This window comes from Agrococcus sp. Ld7, assembly GCF_045064095.1.
GTDB lineage: Bacteria > Actinomycetota > Actinomycetes > Actinomycetales > Microbacteriaceae > Agrococcus.
In genome coordinates this window covers 197,614-215,472 of sequence record NZ_JBISGY010000002.1, presented here as the reverse complement: position 1 = coordinate 215,472, position 17,859 = coordinate 197,614, and the positions used below count along the sequence as shown (strand labels likewise).

General features: G+C 70.1%; 17 protein-coding genes. 16 read left to right on the top strand and 1 reads right to left on the bottom strand.

The window, feature by feature from the left end; genetic code table 11:
* The 15 genes from ACJJVL_RS01300 to ACJJVL_RS01230 all read left to right on the top strand — a co-directional run bounded on the left by ACJJVL_RS01300 (position 1) and on the right by ACJJVL_RS01230 (position 15,309).
* Positions 1 to 720, top strand: a complete 720-nt coding sequence (locus tag ACJJVL_RS01300; RefSeq protein ID WP_405216300.1) for a hypothetical protein — start codon at positions 1 to 3, stop codon at positions 718 to 720.
* A 14-nt stretch (positions 721 to 734) separates the two neighbouring features.
* Complete coding sequence (locus tag ACJJVL_RS01295) at positions 735 to 5,285, top strand: FtsK/SpoIIIE domain-containing protein (protein ID WP_405216199.1); 4,551 nt, start codon at positions 735 to 737, stop codon at positions 5,283 to 5,285.
* Positions 5,286 to 5,389: 104 nt separating this feature from the next.
* Positions 5,390 to 5,677, top strand: coding sequence for a WXG100 family type VII secretion target (locus ACJJVL_RS01290; protein WP_405216198.1), 288 nt, complete (start codon positions 5,390 to 5,392; stop codon positions 5,675 to 5,677).
* Between the two features lie 112 nt (positions 5,678 to 5,789).
* Positions 5,790 to 6,413 carry a hypothetical protein gene (locus ACJJVL_RS01285; RefSeq protein ID WP_405216197.1) on the top strand — a complete coding sequence of 208 codons (624 nt, stop codon included), beginning with the start codon at positions 5,790 to 5,792 and terminating at the stop codon, positions 6,411 to 6,413.
* Positions 6,414 to 6,522: 109 nt separating this feature from the next.
* A complete protein-coding gene (locus ACJJVL_RS01280; protein WP_405216196.1) occupies positions 6,523 to 6,816 on the top strand; it encodes a hypothetical protein in 294 nt (97 codons plus the stop codon).
* 10 nt (positions 6,817 to 6,826) lie between these two features.
* Positions 6,827 to 8,065 carry a hypothetical protein gene (locus tag ACJJVL_RS01275; RefSeq protein WP_405216195.1) on the top strand — a complete coding sequence of 413 codons (1,239 nt, stop codon included), beginning with the start codon at positions 6,827 to 6,829 and terminating at the stop codon, positions 8,063 to 8,065.
* 35 nt (positions 8,066 to 8,100) lie between these two features.
* Positions 8,101 to 8,742: a hypothetical protein gene (locus tag ACJJVL_RS01270; RefSeq protein WP_405216194.1), complete on the top strand. Its 642-nt coding sequence runs from the start codon at positions 8,101 to 8,103 to the stop codon at positions 8,740 to 8,742.
* Complete coding sequence (locus ACJJVL_RS01265) at positions 8,739 to 9,539, top strand: hypothetical protein (RefSeq protein WP_405216193.1); 801 nt, start codon at positions 8,739 to 8,741, stop codon at positions 9,537 to 9,539. The genes ACJJVL_RS01270 and ACJJVL_RS01265 overlap by 4 nt, the downstream gene beginning before the upstream one ends.
* A 290-nt stretch (positions 9,540 to 9,829) precedes the next feature.
* Positions 9,830 to 10,204, top strand: coding sequence for a 30S ribosomal protein S12 (gene rpsL, locus ACJJVL_RS01260; protein ID WP_011186743.1), 375 nt, complete (start codon positions 9,830 to 9,832; stop codon positions 10,202 to 10,204).
* A complete protein-coding gene (gene rpsG / locus ACJJVL_RS01255) occupies positions 10,204 to 10,674 on the top strand; it encodes a 30S ribosomal protein S7 (RefSeq protein WP_405216192.1) in 471 nt (156 codons plus the stop codon). Before rpsL ends, rpsG begins: the two co-directional genes overlap by 1 nt.
* A 71-nt stretch (positions 10,675 to 10,745) precedes the next feature.
* The gene (gene fusA, locus ACJJVL_RS01250; RefSeq protein ID WP_405216191.1) at positions 10,746 to 12,860 is read left to right on the top strand and encodes an elongation factor G; all 2,115 of its coding nucleotides are present in this window, start codon (positions 10,746 to 10,748) and stop codon (positions 12,858 to 12,860) included.
* 155 nt (positions 12,861 to 13,015) lie between these two features.
* Positions 13,016 to 14,209: an elongation factor Tu gene (gene tuf, locus ACJJVL_RS01245; RefSeq protein ID WP_405216190.1), complete on the top strand. Its 1,194-nt coding sequence runs from the start codon at positions 13,016 to 13,018 to the stop codon at positions 14,207 to 14,209.
* A gap of 110 nt (positions 14,210 to 14,319) precedes the next feature.
* A complete protein-coding gene (locus tag ACJJVL_RS01240) occupies positions 14,320 to 14,751 on the top strand; it encodes a DUF1801 domain-containing protein (RefSeq protein WP_405216189.1) in 432 nt (143 codons plus the stop codon).
* Positions 14,744 to 14,980 carry an SCO4848 family membrane protein gene (locus tag ACJJVL_RS01235; RefSeq protein ID WP_405216188.1) on the top strand — a complete coding sequence of 79 codons (237 nt, stop codon included), beginning with the start codon at positions 14,744 to 14,746 and terminating at the stop codon, positions 14,978 to 14,980. Before ACJJVL_RS01240 ends, ACJJVL_RS01235 begins: the two co-directional genes overlap by 8 nt.
* Positions 14,981 to 15,045: 65 nt before the next feature.
* Complete coding sequence (locus ACJJVL_RS01230; protein ID WP_405216187.1) at positions 15,046 to 15,309, top strand: hypothetical protein; 264 nt, start codon at positions 15,046 to 15,048, stop codon at positions 15,307 to 15,309.
* Between the two features lie 7 nt (positions 15,310 to 15,316).
* On the opposite strand, the gene ACJJVL_RS01225 is transcribed toward ACJJVL_RS01230, so the two are convergent.
* Complete coding sequence (locus ACJJVL_RS01225; protein ID WP_405216186.1) at positions 15,317 to 16,078, bottom strand: IclR family transcriptional regulator; 762 nt, start codon at positions 16,076 to 16,078, stop codon at positions 15,317 to 15,319.
* A 113-nt stretch (positions 16,079 to 16,191) separates the two neighbouring features.
* Between ACJJVL_RS01225 and hutH the strand changes: the two genes are divergently transcribed.
* The gene (hutH, locus tag ACJJVL_RS01220) at positions 16,192 to 17,808 is read left to right on the top strand and encodes a histidine ammonia-lyase (protein WP_405216185.1); all 1,617 of its coding nucleotides are present in this window, start codon (positions 16,192 to 16,194) and stop codon (positions 17,806 to 17,808) included.
* The last annotated feature ends 51 nt before the right edge of the window (positions 17,809 to 17,859 follow it).

The following is a 17,859-nucleotide window of genomic DNA, read 5'->3' as shown; positions in this document are numbered from 1 at the left end:
GTGGCGGAGCTGAAGCTCGAGTTCGCGGGGGAGTGGATCACGCTCGAGCCCGCGAAGCCGTTCATCATCGGCCGCGAGGGCGATCTGACGGTGGACGACAATCAGTACCTGCATCGGCAGTTCCTGGAGCTGCGGAACCAGGATGGCCTCTGGTGGCTGTCGAACCTCGGGTCGCGGCTCTCGGCCACGGTCTCCTCCGGCGGCGGGGCGGTGCAGTCGTGGCTCTCGCCCGGTGCACGGCTGCCGATCGTGTTCTCGGAGTGCTCGATCGTCTTCACCGCCGGCCCCACGACCTACGAGATCGGCGTCCACTCCGATGACGCGGCGTTCGCGATGTCGACCGAGCACCGCCGGCGCTCGTCGGGTGAGACGACGGTGATGCCCGTGGCGCTGACCCAGCTGCAGAAGCTGCTCATCGTCGCGCTCGCCGAGCCCATGCTGCGCCGCGACGGGGTGGGCATGAGCGAGCTGCCCTCCAGCGCCGCGGCCGCCGAGCGGCTCGGGTGGACGATGAGCCGCTTCAACCGCAAGCTCGACAACGTCTGCGACAAGCTGGACCGGATGGGCGTGCAGGGTCTGCGCGGGGGCGTCGGCAAGCTCGCGAGCAACCGTCGGGCGCGTCTGGTCGAGTACGCGGTGTCATCGCAGCTGGTCGCGCGCGCCGACCTCGAGATGCTCGACGATCCAGCGCTGCGCGATGCAGACGACGGCCAGGACTGACAGGGAACGCACGCATGAAGGTCAAGCTCACGCTCCACCGCCCCGCCGCGGAGCCCACCGACGTGGTGATCACGGCCGACTCGACCGCGACGGTGGATGACGTCGCCCGGCAGATCGTGCTCGCCGATCCGGACCGGTCGATCGAGCCGGGCGATCACGACACGCTCACGCTCGCCGTCGCGCCGCCGACCGACGAGCAGCTGGTCGAGCTGCAGCCGGACGCGCTGATCGCCGACGCGCCGATCGGCTCGGGGTTCCACGCGCGCGTCGTCAACCTCGGCGCCGGCCCGCGTCGCTTCGGGGGCCCGGCGGGCACCGCCGTCGAGGCGGTCGCGGTGCTGCGGGTGGTCGGCGGACCGCTCGCGGGCCAGGAGTTCCAGCTCGGCCGCGGCCACGCCACGATCGGCCGCGACGCCAGCAGCGACATCGTGCTCGGCGACCCGCTCGTCTCCAAGCGGCACGCGCGCATCGAGGTGGGCACGCATGTGGAGATCGTCGACCTGAACTCCGCGAACGGCGTGCTCGTCGACGGCGGTCTCGTCTCGCGGCTGCGTGTCATGCCCGGCACGGTCTTCACGATCGGAGACACGGCGCTCTCCGTCTCCCTCGCCGGAGCCTTCGACGCATCCGGTCACGATCCCGTGCTGGAGCGCGGTGGCGCGCTGATGTTCAACCGCTCGCCGCGCGTCGAGCCGCGGTACCCCGGCACCGCGTTCGACGGCCCGCGCATCCCGAAGGAGATGATCGACCGGCTGTTCCCGTGGACGATGCTCATGGCGCCGATCCTGCTCGCGGGAGCGATGTACGCCATGACGCAGCGCACGCGCTCGCTGCTGATCGCGTTCATGACGCCGCTCATGCTGATGGGCAACTTCATCAACCAGAAGACCCAGAACGGCCAGAAGCGCAAGTTCGAGGTGCAGCTGTTCGAGAAGAAGTACGAGGAGCTCGAGGAGCGGCTGTACCGGGAGAAGCCCAACGAGGAGCGCATCCGCAATCTTGAGGTGCCACCGGTCGCGGAGGTCTTCGAGCACGCGATGCGGCTCGGGCCGCTGCTGTGGACCCGCAGGCCGGAGCACTGGAACTTCCTCTCGCTGCGGCTCGGCTCCTGCCGCGCCGAGTCGCGCAACTCGATCAAGGAGGAGGAGACCAAGGAGGGTCTCCCCGAGTACCTGGAGCGCGTGGATCGGCTGCGCGAGCGCTACAGCCACGTCGACGACGTGCCGATCGTCGAGTCGTTCGCGTCCGTCGGCTCGATCGGTGTCGCCGGCCCCAAGTCGCTCGCGGCCGATGCGCTGCGCGGGCTGGCGGTGCAGCTCTACGGCCTCCACGCACCGAACGAGGTGGTCACCGTGGCGCTGTGCGATGCGGAGTGGACGGAGGAGCTCGAATGGATGAAGTGGCTCCCGCACACCTCGAGCGAGACGAGCCCCTTCAAGGACATGCCGCTTGCGGACTCGGCCCCCGCGGGCGCGGCGCTCCTGAGCGCGCTCGAGGAGCTGGTGCTCGGGCGCTCGAAGGCTTCGGCTCCCGATCGCAAGACGCCGTTCGACGACGACTGGACGCCGATGCACTACGGCGCCGATGTCGAGCGCGCCGCGAAGGACACCGTGCAGTCCATCCAGACCTCCGTCGTGCTCATCGTCACCAACGACGCGCCCGTCGACCGTCCGCGGCTGACGCAGATCCTCGAGCGTGGCGCCGCCGTCGGCGTCTACGGCGTGTTCGTCGCGCCGACCGTCGAGTCGCTGCCCGCCGTGTGCCGCAGCTTCGTCGACGTGACGGACGGGTTCGAGTCGGCGCGGGTCGGCACCGTCCGCTCGGGCGGCGACTACGAGCAGGTGCGCATCGAGGGTGTCTCCAACGAGTACATGCTGATGTTCGCCAAGCGGCTCGCGCCCGTGGTCGACGCGAGCATCGTGATCAACGACTCCTCCGACATCCCCGACAGCGTCATGTTCCTCTCGCTCGTGGGACCGGAGCTCGCCGAGGATCCGAACGCGGTCATCGATCGCTGGCGGCAGAACAACACGATCCTCGACCGCTCCGGCGGCGAGAAGCCGCGCCTGAAGAAGTCGGGCAACCTGCGGGCCATCATGGGCCAGGGCGCGACCGACGCGATGACGCTCGACCTGCGCACCCAGGGCCCGCACGCGCTCGTCGGCGGCACCACGGGCGCCGGCAAGTCGGAGTTCCTGCAGGCGTGGGTGCTGGGCATGGCCGCAGCACACAGTCCCGACCGGGTGACGTTCCTGTTCGTCGACTACAAGGGCGGATCCGCGTTCGCCGACTGCGTCGCGCTGCCGCACTGCGTCGGCCTCGTCACCGACCTCAGCCCGCACCTCGTGCGGCGCGCGCTCACGAGCCTGCGCGCCGAGCTGCACCATCGCGAGCACCTGCTGAATCGCAAGAAGGCCAAGGATCTGCTCGAGCTCGAGAAGCGGCAGGACCCCGAGACCCCGCCGGCGCTCGTGCTCGTGATCGACGAGTTCGCGGCGCTCGCGGGCGAGGTGCCCGAGTTCGTCGACGGCGTCGTCGACATCGCGCAGCGCGGGCGCTCGCTCGGCATCCACCTGATCATGGCGACGCAGCGGCCCGCCGGCGTCATCAAGGACAACCTGCGCGCGAACACCAACCTGCGGGTGGCGCTGCGCATGGCCGACGAGTCCGACTCCAAGGATGTCGTCGACGACCCCGTCGCCGCCTCGTTCCCGGCTTCGATCCCCGGTCGCGGCATCGCCAAGACGGGCCCGGGGCGGCTGGTGCCGTTCCAGTCGGCGTACGCGGGCGGCTGGACGCGCGACGAGGTGCAGGTCGCCGACGTCAAGGTCGCAGAGCTCCGCTTCGGATCGGTGCAGCGCTGGGAGCCTGCGGCGCCGCCGGAATCGGACTCGCACGACGAGGATCTCGGGCCGAACGACCAGAAGCGCATCGTGCGGACGCTCATCGCGGCGACCGAGCGGGCGGGCATCCCGGTGCCGCGCCGACCGTGGCTCGATGATCTCGAGTCGACCGTCGATCTGCGCGAGCTGCCGCTGGAGGGCGACGCGAAGATCGTGCTGGGCAAGGCCGACGTGCCGGAGCGGCAGCGGCAGGACGCGCTGTACTTCCACCCGGATCGCGACGGCTCGATGCTCGTCTACGGCACCTCCGGCTCCGGCAAGTCGACGCTGCTGAAGACCATCGGCACCGCGGCGGGCATGCGCCCGGAACTCGGGCAGGCGGAGGTGTACGGGCTCGACTTCGCCTCCGGCGCGCTCAAGTCGCTCGAGGTGCTGCCGCACGTCGGCTCGATCATCGCCGGTGACGACGCCGAGCGCGTGCAGCGGCTGCTGCGCTCGCTCGGTCGCGAGCTCGATCGCCGTGGCAAGGCGTTCTCGGAGGCGAACGCGGCAAACCTCACCGAGTATCGCGAGCTGGTCGACCCGGCAGCCTCCCGCATCTTCCTGCTGCTGGACAACTTCCCGCAGTTCAAGGCCGACTGGGAGGTCACGAGCGCCAGGTCGCCGTTCTACCAGGTGTTCATGCGCATCCTGGGCGAGGGCCGCCCCCTCGGCGTCCACGCGATCGCGACCGCCGACCGCTCTGGTGCCGTGCCGTCGGCCGTCTCCTCGAACATCTCCCGCCGCGTGGTGCTGCGCCTGTCCGACGAATCGGCGTACACGCTTGTCGGCGCGCCCAAGGACGTGCTCGACGAGACCTCGGCGCCGGGACGCGCGGTGGTGGACGGCCTCGAGACGCAGGTCGCGGTGCTCGGCGGCACTACCAACGTCGCCGAGCAGTCGAAGCTCATGGGTCAGCTGGCGCAGGCGCTCCTGGATCAGGGCGCGCGCGAGGTCGAGGAGATCGGCGCGCTGCCGACCAGGCTCGAGCTGGAGCAGCTGCCGGATCGCGTCGACGACTTCCCCGTGCTGGGCGTCGCGGAGGACACCCTCGCAGCCCGCGACTTCGACCCCATCGGCACGTTCATCGTCGCCGGACCCCCGGGGTCGGGCAAGACGAACGCCATGCGAGCGCTCATCATCGCCATGGAGCGGTTCGATCCCGAGGTGAAGCTGTTCCACTTCGCCGGCCGGCGCTCCGTGCTGCACGACTTCCGCCCCTGGGTGCGCAGCGCGCTGAAGCCGGATGCAGCCAAGGAGCTGGCAGCGGAGCTCACGGAGCTGGTCGGTGACGAGACGATCCCCGGCCGGATCATGATCGTGATGGAGAACGTCCCGCAGTTCGCCGACTCCGATGCGGAGCGCGCGCTCAAGGCGCTCTTCCAGGCGGTCAACCGCAGCGATCACCTGCTGGTCGGCGACGCCGATGTCACCCAGGTCACCGGCGGCTTCGGCTTCATCGGCGACTTCAAGGCCGGGCGCAAGGGCATCGTCCTGAAGCCGGATGCCTACGACGGCGACTCCGTCTTCAAGGTGCCATTCCCCAAGGTCAAGCGCGCGGACTTCCCGGTCGGGCGCGGCATCTTCGTGCAGGACGGCAGAGCGGTGACCGTGCAGCTCCCGCTCGCGCCCGAGGGCGCCGCTCGGCCGTCGGCGCCGGCGGCGTCGCTCGCGCGCGGGTGAGGCACATGGGCACCTCTGCCCATCGCTGCGGCGGCGGCGCGGCCGTATCGTGAGATGCAGGTGGTCCGGTCGGGCCGCAGAACGTGACCCAAGGAGGAGACGCAATGGCTGACTTCGGAGCTTCATATTCCGAGATGGAGTCGGTGTCGGGCAAGCTCGACACGGGCAAGGAGGACATCTCGGGTGTCCTGAAGGATCTCAAGAGCCAGGTCGACACGCTGCTGGGTGAGGACTTCAAGACGCAGCACGCGTCGGGCAAGTTCGGTGAGGGCTACGAGGAGCTCACCTCGGGGCTCGAGACCGCGATCGAGGGCATCTCCGAGATGGGCGAGGCGCTGCGCGGCATGATGCAGGCGATCCAGTCGCTCGACGAGCAGCTCGCAGGCAGCTGAGCAGCCCACCGCACGACATCCGCACAGGGGCTCGACCACGACGGTCGGGCCCCTGTTCGCGTGCGACCGTGCCCCTCCGCCGCGTCCAGGCGGCCGCACCTAGGATCGTGGCGTGACCGATTCCCCCCGAGCAGCGTCCTCGCTCCGCGCGGAGCTCGGTGCGCCCGCAGACCCCGAGTTCGACCTCGAGCTCCCGGAGGGCTGGGAGCGGCGAGACGCATCGCCCGCGACGGAGCGGTCGATGCTGCAGGCGGCCAGGCGGCGCCTGATGGACGCGCACCGCCCCGACCTCTTCGCGCAGCTGCGCACAGAGCTGCAGCAGTCCTTCGCCGCGATGCGCAGGATGGAGGCGATCGCGCACTTCGGGCCCGGCACGACCACGCCCGACACCCTGTTCCTCCCCGCATCGCTCATCGCCTCGATCCGCACCCCGCAGCCCGGCGTGACCCTGCAGCAGGAGATGGCAGAGCGCATCCGGCGTGGCGCCACCTCGCTGCTCGGCGACAAGCGCTTCATCCGCGACGAGCGAGAGCTCGACCAGCGGATCGGCACGGATGCCGCGAAGCAGCGCACGGTGGTCTACCTGACGCCGATCCCGGGGTCCCAGCAGGCCCGCGCGCTGCAGCTGACGCTCGTCATCACCCGAGGTGCCGAGTTCCCTGCTGACGATCCCGCCCTGCTCGGGATGCTGCGACTGTTCGACGCCTGCGTCTCCACGCTCCGCTGGACGCGGTGAGCGCCCGCCTCGTCACCGCAGATGGGGACTCCTCCCCATCGTGCCGCCGCACGGGCGTGCCTATGTTGGAATCAGCTTGCAGCCCGGCAGCGACCCACGAGGAGGCACGATGGACGTCCTGATCAAGTTCGAGGATCTCGGCACGCTGAACGAGCATCTGCAGGCGATCGTCGCGGAGTTCGACGGCGCCGAGGATCGCGCCGATGTCCTGGAGGGCGCCATCGGCGACCCCTACGGCCGCAACGACCTGCGCGAGGCCGTCGAGGATTTCGAGGATCGGTGGGACGACAAGCGAGACGAGCTGCGCGACGGCATCAAGCAGGTGCAGGAGCACGTGCAGGGCGTGCTCGACGGGTTCACCGACTGGGATGTCGAGACCGCCCACAGCATGACGGCCGGATGAGGAGCAGACGATGACGTGGATGAGTCCTTCCCCCAAGGGGCGTCAGATCACCGAGCTCGAGGGCGACCCCGCGGCCATCACCACGCGCGGCGACGAGATCGAGGAGCTCGGCGCGATGATGACCGGCAGCGCGAAGATCCTGCAGGACCTCGCTGCCGGCACCGACGGGCTCAAGGGCAGGGCAGCGGAGCAGCTTCGCGAGGGGGTCGGTGACGTCCACGACCGGCTGCGGGAGGCGGGAGCGCTGTACACGCCGACCGGGCCGATCGTGCGCGCCTACGGCGTCGCCCTGGCCGCCGACCAGCCGGCCGTCAATGGTCACGTCACGCGATGCAGGACGCTCTGGGAGAGCTTCGCCTCGCTGCCCGGATCGGTCGAGCCGCGCGGCATCGGCGGCTGGGGCCAGCCCGAGCACGACTCCCCCGAGGCGGAGCAGCGGCAGCAGGAGGACGCGGCCAAGCTCGCAGCCTACGAGGCGTGGGAGACCGAGGCGACCGCCTTCGACGAGGACTACGACTCGTGGGAGACGGCGTTCGAGCACGCCGCGGACGAGATCGACTCCACCCTGGCGGGCAAGATCAAGGACAGCCGCTGGGACGACCTCGACGGGTTCGTCGCCGGCGCACTCAAGGTGCTCGCGGTGGTCGGCCTGGTGCTCGCCGTGGTCGGTCTCGTGATCAGCGGTCCGATCCTCGCTGCCCTCGGCGCGGTCGTCGCGCTCCTGACGCTGATCGGCACGCTCTACCAGTGGCGGCGCGACGACGCCTCGAAGCTCGATGTGGCGCTCGCCGTCGTGGGCGTGTTCCCGTTCGGGTCCATGGGCAAGCTCGCACAGGGCAAGTCGGGGCTGCTCAGCTTCGCCGGCGACGTCGCCGGCGGCGCGTTCAAGCCGTCCACCTACACGGCCGCCGCGTCGCAGGTGAAGACCCTCTCCATCGCATCGCAGTTCGCCGGCGGCGGCCTGCAGGGCTTCCGGGCGAGCGCCAGCACGTTCTGGCAGCTGAACAACACCGGCGGCCTGGGCGGCTCGATGGTGAAGCTCATGACCGGCAAGTCGCTCGACGACTTCAGCACCCTCAGCAACGTCTTCGACGAAGGGATCGACTGGACGAGCCGGCTCGCGGTCGGCTTCGACTTCGGGCACTCCTACATCGGCAACGCGATCAAGCTCACGACCTACGGCACGCGGCTCTCCGGCACCGAAGGGCTCACCGAGCGGTTCCCGGCGCTCAAGTGGATGGGCTTCTGACGCGGCTCCAGCACGACGCCGGTAGGTTCGACCCCATGCAGCAGACGACCGGGTGGACCGTCACGGCGACCTCCGAGGACCCCGGCTGGCTCGAGATCCCGGCGCCTGGCACCGCCGACGCGGGCGCCTGGGTTCGCGCCCGGACGGCGGAGCTGCGTCGGGACTGGGGCGAGCGGTGGCAGCCCGAGCACGAGGCGCTCGTGCCCGCGGCACTGCAGCACGGCCTCGATCGGCGCCGGCCCGACGATGCGCTGTGCTTCCAGTTCTGGCCGGTGCGCGAGCTGCGCATGGTGCTCGTGCACATCGCGTTCGGCGCCATGGCGGAGCCCATCGACTGGGCCGCGGCGGGCGGCGCGCTGTCGCCGATCGACCTGCCGAAGCTCGGCCCCGGCGTGCAGCGGATCTTCCGCGAGCGGCAGCTCGATGAGCAGTCGGGCGCGAGCATCGACCTGGTCGGGGTGGATCTGATCTGCACCGACGAGCGCGCGGTCGTGCACATCCGTCTCGAGCCCACGCTGCCCGGCCTCGCGGCAGACGTCGTGCCGAGCTTCCACGCGCTCGCCGCCTCCGTCGCGGTGGTCGGCCCTGCCGGCCCGTTCCGGGCCAGCGAGCCGTCGGAAGCGGCGCTGGGCGGCACCGTCTGGTCGTCGGAGGCCGCGATCGGGAGCAGGCAGTGAGCCTGCGTCACCCCAGCGCCCGGATCTGGGCCGAGCAGCATTCGGCGAGCGACACGCCCCGACTCGGCCTCCTCGAGGCGTACGCCCTGCAGGGACATCCGGGCGCCCTCGCACTCGCCGGTGACGACGGGGCGTCGCTCGCTGCCATCGCCGCTCCGCGGCGGCCGGGTGCCGCAGCACGCGGTCTCGGCGGCTGGATGGCCGGTCTGGCGCTGGTCGCCGTGGTGCTCGCGCCGCTCATCGGGATGGCGTCCCTGCTCGGCGACCCGGTCGGCATCTGGCGGATGCCGATCGCCGAGTCGGCGCCCATCGCGGGCGTGTGCTTCGCGATCGGCGCCATCGTGCAGCTCGCGGTGCTCGGCACGTGGCTCGCGCGCGCGCGTCCGCGCATGCCGCTGTGGATCTGGGTCGCGATCGCGACGGCGGTGCTGGGCGCGATCGCGCTCTGGTTCGGCACGGGCCTCGCGCAGAGCTCCGGCTTCGCTGCGTGGGCGAGCTGGTCGATCCCGATCGCCGCCGCAGCGCTCATCGCGGCGGTCACGGGGACGCTGCAGCTGCTGCTCTCGAGAGGCGGAGCGATGGCGGCGATCCCGGCGCTGCAGTCCGACCGCGGTCAGGGCACGGGATCGCTGCGCGACGAGCTGGCGGCGATGGCGCCGGGGGAGCGCCAGGCGGTGCTCGCTGATCGCAATGCGGCGCTTGCGGTGCTCGAGGAGCGCGGCATGCTCTCCCCGGAGTCGGCGGAGCGGGCCCGCCGCGCACCGCTGGGCAGCCTGCGGGAGCTGGACGGGCGCTGACGCGCGCGAGGCCGGTGGAGCGGCCCGCGACCGCGCGGCGTGTCGGCTGGCGCTTGACCGAGATTCCTCCCGCCGGTAAGATCGACCTCGTGTGCGCACAAGCGCGCCTCGCGTCATGCGCGGGGAGCGGATGAGTTCACTCGGGACACGGACCCACGTCCTTGACCCCCACGGCATACCCACCACTCGTCACCGAGACGCTCGAGAGCGTGCACGGTGGGTTCCCGATGGAGCCGGCCCAGCCGGCGCATCAATCGAAGCGCTGTCACCGTGCAGCAGGAAGAAGCAACGTGCCCACTATCCAGCAGCTGGTCCGCAAGGGCCGGACGCCGAAGGTCACCAAGACCAAGGCGCCGGCGCTGAAGGCGAACCCCCAGCAGCGCGGCGTCTGCACCCGCGTCTACACCACCACGCCCAAGAAGCCGAACTCCGCGCTCCGCAAGGTCGCCCGCGTGAAGCTCTCCAACGGCACCGAGGTCACCGCCTACATCCCCGGTGAGGGCCACAACCTCCAGGAGCACTCGATGGTGCTCGTCCGCGGCGGTCGTGTGAAGGACCTCCCCGGCGTGCGCTACAAGATCGTGCGCGGCGCGCTCGACACCCAGGCCGTGAAGAACCGCAAGCAGGCTCGCAGCCGCTACGGCGCGAAGATGGAGAAGAAGTAATGCCTCGCAAGGGACCCGCACCCAAGCGCCCCGTCGTTGCTGACCCCGTCTACGGCGCACCGATCGTCTCGCAGCTCGTCAACAAGATCCTGCTGGACGGCAAGAAGGGCCTCGCCGAGCGCATCGTCTACGGCGCGCTCGCCGGCGTCGGCACCAAGTCGGGCGAAGACGCCGTCGTGATCCTCAAGAAGGGCCTGGACAACATCCGTCCGACCCTCGAGGTCAAGTCGCGCCGTGTCGGTGGCTCCACCTACCAGGTGCCCGTCGAGGTCAAGCCGCACCGCGCGAACACGCTCGCGCTGCGCTGGCTCGTCTCCTACGCCAAGGCGCGTCGCGAGAAGAGCATGACCGAGCGCCTCATGAATGAGATCCTCGACGCTTCGAACGGCCTCGGCGCCGCGGTGAAGCGCCGTGAGGACACGCACAAGATGGCCGAGTCGAACAAGGCCTTCGCGCACTACCGCTGGTGATCCGTTGCGGGCCGCCGTTCGGCGGCCCGCAGCCCACCATCCATCGCTTATCCACTCATCGGAGGAACCCTGTGGCACAGGACGTGCTCACGGACCTGAAGAAGGTCCGCAACATCGGCATCATGGCGCACATCGATGCCGGCAAGACCACCACGACCGAGCGCATCCTGTTCTACACGGGCGTCAACCACAAGATGGGCGAGACGCACGACGGCGGCGCGACGACCGACTGGATGGAGCAGGAGCAGGAGCGCGGCATCACGATCACGTCTGCCGCCGTGACCTGCTTCTGGGACAACAACCAGATCAACATCATCGACACCCCCGGACACGTCGACTTCACGGTCGAGGTGGAGCGGTCGCTGCGCGTCCTCGACGGTGCTGTGGCCGTCTTCGACGGCAAGGAGGGCGTCGAGCCCCAGTCCGAGACCGTCTGGCGCCAGGCCGACAAGTACGACGTGCCGCGCATCTGCTTCGTCAACAAGATGGACAAGCTGGGTGCCGACTTCTACTTCACGGTCGACACGATCATCAACCGCCTGGGCGCTCGTCCGCTGGTGCTCCAGCTGCCGATCGGCGAGGAGAGCTCCTTCGAGGGCATCGTCGACCTGGTCGAGATGAACGCGAAGACCTGGCGAGGCGACTCCAAGGGTGACGTGAAGATGGGCGCCGAGTACGCCATCGAGGAGATCCCCGCAGAGCTCAAGGAGAAGGCCGACGAGTATCGCGCGGCGCTCATCGAGACGGTCGCCGAGACGGACGACGCGCTGATGGAGAAGTTCTTCGAGGGCGAGGAGATCACGGTCGCCGAGATCAAGGCCGCCATCCGCAAGATGACGGTCAACTCGGAGATCTACCCCGTGCTGTGCGGCTCCGCCTTCAAGAACCGCGGCGTCCAGCCGATGCTCGACGCGGTCGTCGACTACCTCCCGAACCCGCTCGACGTGCCGGCCATCCCCGGTCGCGACGTGCGTGACGAGGAGCTCGTCATCGAGCGGCACGCGGACCGCGACGAGCCGTTCGCGGCGCTCGCGTTCAAGGTCGCCGTGCACCCGTTCTTCGGCCGTCTCACCTACGTGCGCGTCTACTCGGGCCACGTCGACTCCGGTGCCCAGGTCGTGAACTCGACCAAGGGCAAGAAGGAGCGCATCGGCAAGATCTTCCAGATGCACGCCAACAAGGAGAACCCGGTCGAGGCGATGTCCGCCGGTCACATCTACGCGGTGATCGGCCTCAAGGACACGACCACCGGCGACACGCTGAGCGACCCGGCCAACCAGGTCGTCCTCGAGTCGATGACGTTCCCCGCGCCCGTGATCGAGGTCGCCATCGAGCCGAAGACGAAGGCCGACCAGGAGAAGCTCTCGATCGCCATCCAGAAGCTCGCCGAGGAGGACCCGACCTTCCGCACCGAGAACAACCCGGAGACCGGTCAGACGGTCATCAAGGGCATGGGCGAGCTGCACCTCGACATCCTCGTCGACCGCATGAAGCGCGAGTTCAACGTCGAGGCGAACGTCGGCAAGCCCCAGGTCGCGTACCGCGAGACCATCAAGGGCACGATCGAGAAGTTCGACTACACCCACAAGAAGCAGACCGGTGGATCCGGTCAGTTCGCGAAGGTGCAGATCAAGCTCGAGCCGATGGAGGTCACCACCGAGGTCACCTACGAGTTCGTGAACGCCGTCACCGGCGGTCGCGTGCCCCGTGAGTACATCCCCTCGGTCGACGCCGGCATGCAGGACGCGATGCAGATCGGCGTGCTCGCCGGCTACCCGACGGTGGGCGTCAAGGCGACGCTGCTCGACGGTGCTGCGCATGACGTCGACTCCTCGGAGATGGCGTTCAAGATCGCCGGCTCCATGGCGTACAAGGAGGCTGCCCGCAAGGCGCAGCCGATCCTCCTCGAGCCGCTCATGGCGGTCGAGGTGCGCACGCCCGAGGAGTACATGGGCGACGTGATCGGCGACCTGAACTCGCGTCGCGGGCAGATCCAGTCGATGGAGGACGCGCAGGGCGTGAAGGTCATCAAGGCCGACGTGCCGCTGTCCGAGATGTTCGGCTACGTGGGCGACCTGCGGTCGAAGACCTCCGGGCGCGCCGTCTACTCGATGGAGTTCTCGAGCTACGCCGAGGTCCCCAGGGCCGTCTCTGAGGAGATCGTCCAGAAGAGCAAGGGCGAGTGAGCTCGTCGGGGCGGCCAGCTCGGCGCCCCGACGGCCACCGTCATAGGCTTCGGTTTTCTCTGCATCCGTCGCCGAAGTACGATAGATCAACACCACCCCGAAGGACCGTCGCAGTCGCGGCGGTGCACTCACGAGAACAGTCCTAGGAGGACACAGTGGCTAAGGCCAAGTTCGAGCGGACCAAGCCGCACGTCAACATCGGAACGATCGGTCACGTCGACCACGGCAAGACGACGCTGTCGGCTGCCATCTCGAAGGTCCTTGCTGACAAGTACCCGTCTTCGACGAACGTGCAGCGCGACTTCGCGACCATCGACTCCGCTCCCGAGGAGCGTCAGCGCGGCATCACGATCAACATCTCGCACATCGAGTACGAGACGCCGAAGCGCCACTACGCGCACGTCGACGCCCCCGGTCACGCTGACTACATCAAGAACATGATCACCGGCGCGGCCCAGATGGACGGCGCGATCCTCGTGGTCGCCGCCACCGACGGCCCGATGGCGCAGACGCGCGAGCACGTGCTGCTCGCCAAGCAGGTCGGCGTGCCGTACCTGATGGTCGCGCTCAACAAGTCGGACATGGTGGACGATGAGGAGATCCTGGAGCTCGTCGAGCTCGAGGTTCGCGAGCTGCTCTCGAGCCAGGACTTCGACGGCGACAACGCCCCCGTCATCCGCGTCTCGGCGCTGAAGGCGCTCGAGGGCGAGGAGAAGTGGGTCGACGCGATCCTCGAGCTCATGCAGGCTGCCGACGACAACATCCCGGACCCGGTCCGCGACCGCGACCGTCCGTTCCTGATGCCCGTCGAGGACGTCTTCACGATCACCGGCCGCGGCACGGTCGTCACGGGTCGCGCCGAGCGCGGCACGCTGAAGATCAACTCCGAGGTCGAGATCGTCGGCATCCGCGCGACGCAGAAGACCACGGTCACGGGCATCGAGATGTTCCACAAGCAGCTCGACGAGGCATGGGCCGGCGAGAACTGCGGTCTGCTCCTTCGCGGCACGAAGCGCGAGGACGTCGAGCGCGGCCAGGTCGTCGTGCAGCCGGGCTCGGTCACGCCGCACACGAACTTCGAGGGCACGGCGTACATCCTCGCCAAGGACGAGGGCGGCCGTCACAACCCGTTCTTCACGAACTACCGCCCGCAGTTCTACTTCCGCACCACGGACGTCACCGGCGTCATCTCGCTGCCCGAGGGCACCGAGATGGTCATGCCCGGCGACACCACCGACATGTCGGTCGAGCTGATCCAGCCGATCGCCATGGAGGAGGGCCTCGGCTTCGCCATCCGTGAGGGTGGCCGCACCGTCGGCGCCGGCACGGTCACGAAGATCGTCAAGTAGTCAGCTGACTGCACAGAAGGGGCCCCGCTTCGGCGGGGCCCCTTCTGCGTGCGCTGGCGGTACGGCGCTGCACCGTGTCGCGCGCGGGTGCGGGGGTGCATCATGGAGGCATGGCCGAGGCGAAGACCAGACCCACCGATGCATTCGTCGACGCGTTCCTGGACGCGGCGCAGCCGCCGCAGCGGGCCGCCGACGGCCGGCGCCTCGTGGAGATCATGCGCGAGGAGACCGGCGAGGCGCCCGTGCTGTGGGGGCCGTCGATCGTCGGGTTCGGCAGCTTTCACTCCGTCTCGCCGTCGAAGACGTCTCGGACCGAGGGGGAGTGGCCCAAGGTCGGCTTCTCGCCGCGCAAGAGCGCGCTCTCGCTCTACGGGCTGAAGGACTCCGCGGAAGGGGCAGCGCTGCTGCCGAGGCTCGGCTCCTACACGGAGGGCGCCGGCTGCGTCTACGTCAAGCGGCTCGAGCAGATCGACGAGGCCGTGCTGCGGCAGCTGATCCGCATCGCGCACGCCCGCCCGGACGATCCGGCTCGTGATGACTGACGCCGTGGGTGTGGTCGGTGCGATCCTGCTGCTGATCGGGTCGGCATTCAGCCTGCTCGTGTGGCCCGCGTTCCTGCGACGCGTCGCGGACGACGAGCGCGCGCGAGATGCGCACGGCAAGCCCACGCGGTTCCTCACGGTGCACGTGACGCTTGTCTCCGTCGCACTCATCATCGCCATCGCGCAGCTGGTCGTGGGCGTGTGGTGGCTCATCGACGGGGTGCTCTGATCGCGGCGCGTAGTCTGCTGGCAGGAGGGCGGCGGACGACCCGCCCGTGACGACGGAGGTGGGAGATGGCGAACGCTGAGCCGCCGGTGGAGCACCGGCACGACGACGGACCCGATGTGGAGCTGCCCGGCGTCGATGTCGACGGGAGCAAGGACTTCGTCGATGACGCGACCGGCGCGAGCTACGACGAGCAGGCCGAGCGTGCGCAGGATGTGATCGATCGGGCGCACGCGATGCCGCCCGCGGGCGCCGACGTCGATGACGCCTCGGCCGCGACCGAGGGCGCCTCGGAGGAACCCGAGGGCGACACGCGCGAGCAGCCGCTCTGACGAGGCGTCAGCCGCCGCCGAGCCGCTGCGTGAGCTCGGCGGCGGCGGCCGCGCACTGCCCCCCGAGGGACTCCCAGTCCGACAGATCGAGCGCCGCCTGCCGGAAGGTCAGCCCGATGGCGGCGGCAGGGTAGCCGGTTCCGTCGCGTGCTGCCGCCGCGACGGAGCCGTACGATGCATCGACCTCGCCGTCCTCGCGCGCCCAGCCGCGCCGCCGGACGCCCGCGAGCAGCGTCATCAGTGCGGCTCGGGTGGACGGCTGCTCACCTGCGAGATCGCGGTCGCGCGGGATGAGCGCACGCACCTGCTCGGTGCTGAGGGCCGACAGCATCGCTCTGCCGGTCGCCGTGCGGACCGCCGGCAGCCGCACGCCGACGCTGGAGACGGTCGAGGGGGAGCGCGGCTGCTCGCCGCGGCCCGCATAGGCGACATCGCTGCCGGTGAGCACCGCGAGGTGGCTCGTCGTCGGCACCTGCGCGCCGCGCACCAGGCGGTCGAGCAGCGGCTGCGCGAGCCGCTCGAGCCGGGTCGCCGCCGCGACGCGCGAGCCGATCTGCTGGACGCGTGCGCTCGGACCCCAGGCGCCGAGCTCCGGGTAGTGCACCAGGAAGCCCTCGTCGCGCATCACCTGCAGCAGCTGATAGGTGCTCGAGCGCGGCAGCTCGAGCGTGCGCGCGATGGTCGCGGCGCGCACCGGGCCGGCCTGCTCCGCGAGCAGCGAGAGCACGCGCAGCGCGCTGCGGGCCGCAGGCATCCTCGGCACCGTCATCGGTCGCCTCCTCATGGTGCGCTCGTTCGGGCTCGAGCGGCTCGTCTGAGATCTCAGACACCAGTGTGCACGACGCGGGTGCGGCGCTCGGGCCGGAGCGGTGGAATGGGGCCATGCCCGTACGCATCGGAGACGCCCCACTCACCCGCCACGATGTTGTGCAGGTCGCACGCTTCGACGCGGCCGTCGAACTGAGCGCCGCGGCGCTCGACCGCATCGACACCGCCCGCGCGGTGATCGACGGACTGGCCGCAGACCCGCGACCGCACTACGGGATCTCGACGGGCTTCGGCGCGCTGGCGAACACCGCGATCGGGCCGGAGGATCGCACGCGGCTGCAGCAGTCGCTCATCCGCTCGCACGCGGCCTCGAGCGGCGAGGAGATCGAGCGCGAGGTGGTGCGAGGGCTGATGCTGCTGCGGCTGCAGACGCTCGCGACCGGCCGCACGGGCATCCGCCGCGCGACGGCAGAGCTCTACGCGGGCATGCTCAACGCCGGCATCCACCCCGTGATCGGCGAGTACGGCTCGCTGGGCTGCTCGGGCGACCTCGCGCCGCTGTCGCACATCGCGCTCGCGGCGATGGGCGAAGGCACCGTGCGGGTCGACCGCCCGGGCGATGGCCCGCTGGCACTCGCCACCGAGCTCCTCGACGCTTCCGAGGCCCTCGCCCGCGCCGGCCTGACGCCCGTGGTGCTGGCCGAGAAGGAAGGGCTCGCCCTCGTCAACGGCACCGACGGCATGCTCGCGATGCTGTGCCTCGCGCTCGCCGACCTCGACAAGCTGCTCGACACCGCCGACCTCGCCGCCGCGATGAGCGTCGAGGGGTTGCTCGGCACCGACGCGCCGTTCGCCGCAGAGCTCATGGCGCTGCGCCCGCATCCCGGCCAGGTCGCCAGTGCCGCCAACATCGCCGCGCTGCTGGCCGACAGTCCCATCGTCGCGAGCCACAAGGGGCCGGAGGACACGAGGGTGCAGGATGCCTACTCGCTGCGCTGCGCCCCGCAGGTGCACGGCACGGCGCGAGACACCGCGGCGCACGCTGCCCGCGTCGCCGAGATCGAGCTGTCGAGCGCGATCGACAACCCCGTCGTGCTGCCCGACGGCCGCGTGGTCTCGAACGGCAACTTCCACGGGGCGCCGGTCGCCGCGGTGCTCGACTTCCTGGGCATCGCGATCGCCGACGTCGCCTCGATGAGCGAGCGCCGCAGCGACCGCTTCCTCGACCCGGCGCGCTCCTACGGACTCCCGCCGTTCCTCGCCCACGACCCGGGCGTCGACTCCGGCCTGATGATCGCGCAGTACACGCAGGCCGGTATCGTCTCCGAGCTCAAGCGGCTCGCGAGCCCGGCGTCGGTCGACTCGATCCCCTCGAGCGCGATGCAGGAGGACCACGTCTCGATGGGGTGGGGCGCCGCCCGCAAGCTGCGCCGCGCCGTCGACGGCCTCGGCCGCGTGCTCGCGATCGAGATCATGACGGCAGCGCGCGGCATCGAGCTGCGCGACGACGCGCCCGGTCCCCGCACCGGGCGGGTCATCGAGCAGCTCCGCGCGCTGGTGCCGGGCGTCGGGCCCGACCGCTTCCTCGCCCGCGACATCGAGGCATCCGTCGCCTTCACGGTCGGGGGCGGTGCGCTGCTCGGGGCCGGCATGCTCGACCGCGTGGAATCCTGGTCGGCGCGCGAGGGCGAGAGCTTCCGGGTCGGCATCGAGCACGAGCAGCAGCCGTGAGCGCGACGCTCATCACCGGCATCGGCGAGCTCACGACCAACGACGAGGGCC

Bases quoted from the DNA above. Each gene is read 5' to 3' on its own strand.
- ACJJVL_RS01295 (WP_405216199.1), top strand. From the start codon at position 735: ATGAAGGTCAAGCTCACGCTCCACCGCCCCGCCGCGGAGCCCACCGAC.
- ACJJVL_RS01290 (WP_405216198.1), top strand. From the start codon at position 5,390: ATGGCTGACTTCGGAGCTTCATATTCCGAGATGGAGTCGGTGTCGGGC.
- ACJJVL_RS01280 (WP_405216196.1), top strand. From the start codon at position 6,523: ATGGACGTCCTGATCAAGTTCGAGGATCTCGGCACGCTGAACGAGCAT.
- ACJJVL_RS01275 (WP_405216195.1), top strand. From the start codon at position 6,827: ATGACGTGGATGAGTCCTTCCCCCAAGGGGCGTCAGATCACCGAGCTC.
- ACJJVL_RS01270 (WP_405216194.1), top strand. From the start codon at position 8,101: ATGCAGCAGACGACCGGGTGGACCGTCACGGCGACCTCCGAGGACCCC.
- rpsG (WP_405216192.1), top strand. From the start codon at position 10,204: ATGCCTCGCAAGGGACCCGCACCCAAGCGCCCCGTCGTTGCTGACCCC.
- ACJJVL_RS01240 (WP_405216189.1), top strand. From the start codon at position 14,320: ATGGCCGAGGCGAAGACCAGACCCACCGATGCATTCGTCGACGCGTTC.
- ACJJVL_RS01235 (WP_405216188.1), top strand. From the start codon at position 14,744: ATGACTGACGCCGTGGGTGTGGTCGGTGCGATCCTGCTGCTGATCGGG.
- ACJJVL_RS01230 (WP_405216187.1), top strand. From the start codon at position 15,046: ATGGCGAACGCTGAGCCGCCGGTGGAGCACCGGCACGACGACGGACCC.
- ACJJVL_RS01225 (WP_405216186.1), bottom strand. From the start codon at position 16,078: ATGACGGTGCCGAGGATGCCTGCGGCCCGCAGCGCGCTGCGCGTGCTC.
- hutH (WP_405216185.1), top strand. From the start codon at position 16,192: ATGCCCGTACGCATCGGAGACGCCCCACTCACCCGCCACGATGTTGTG.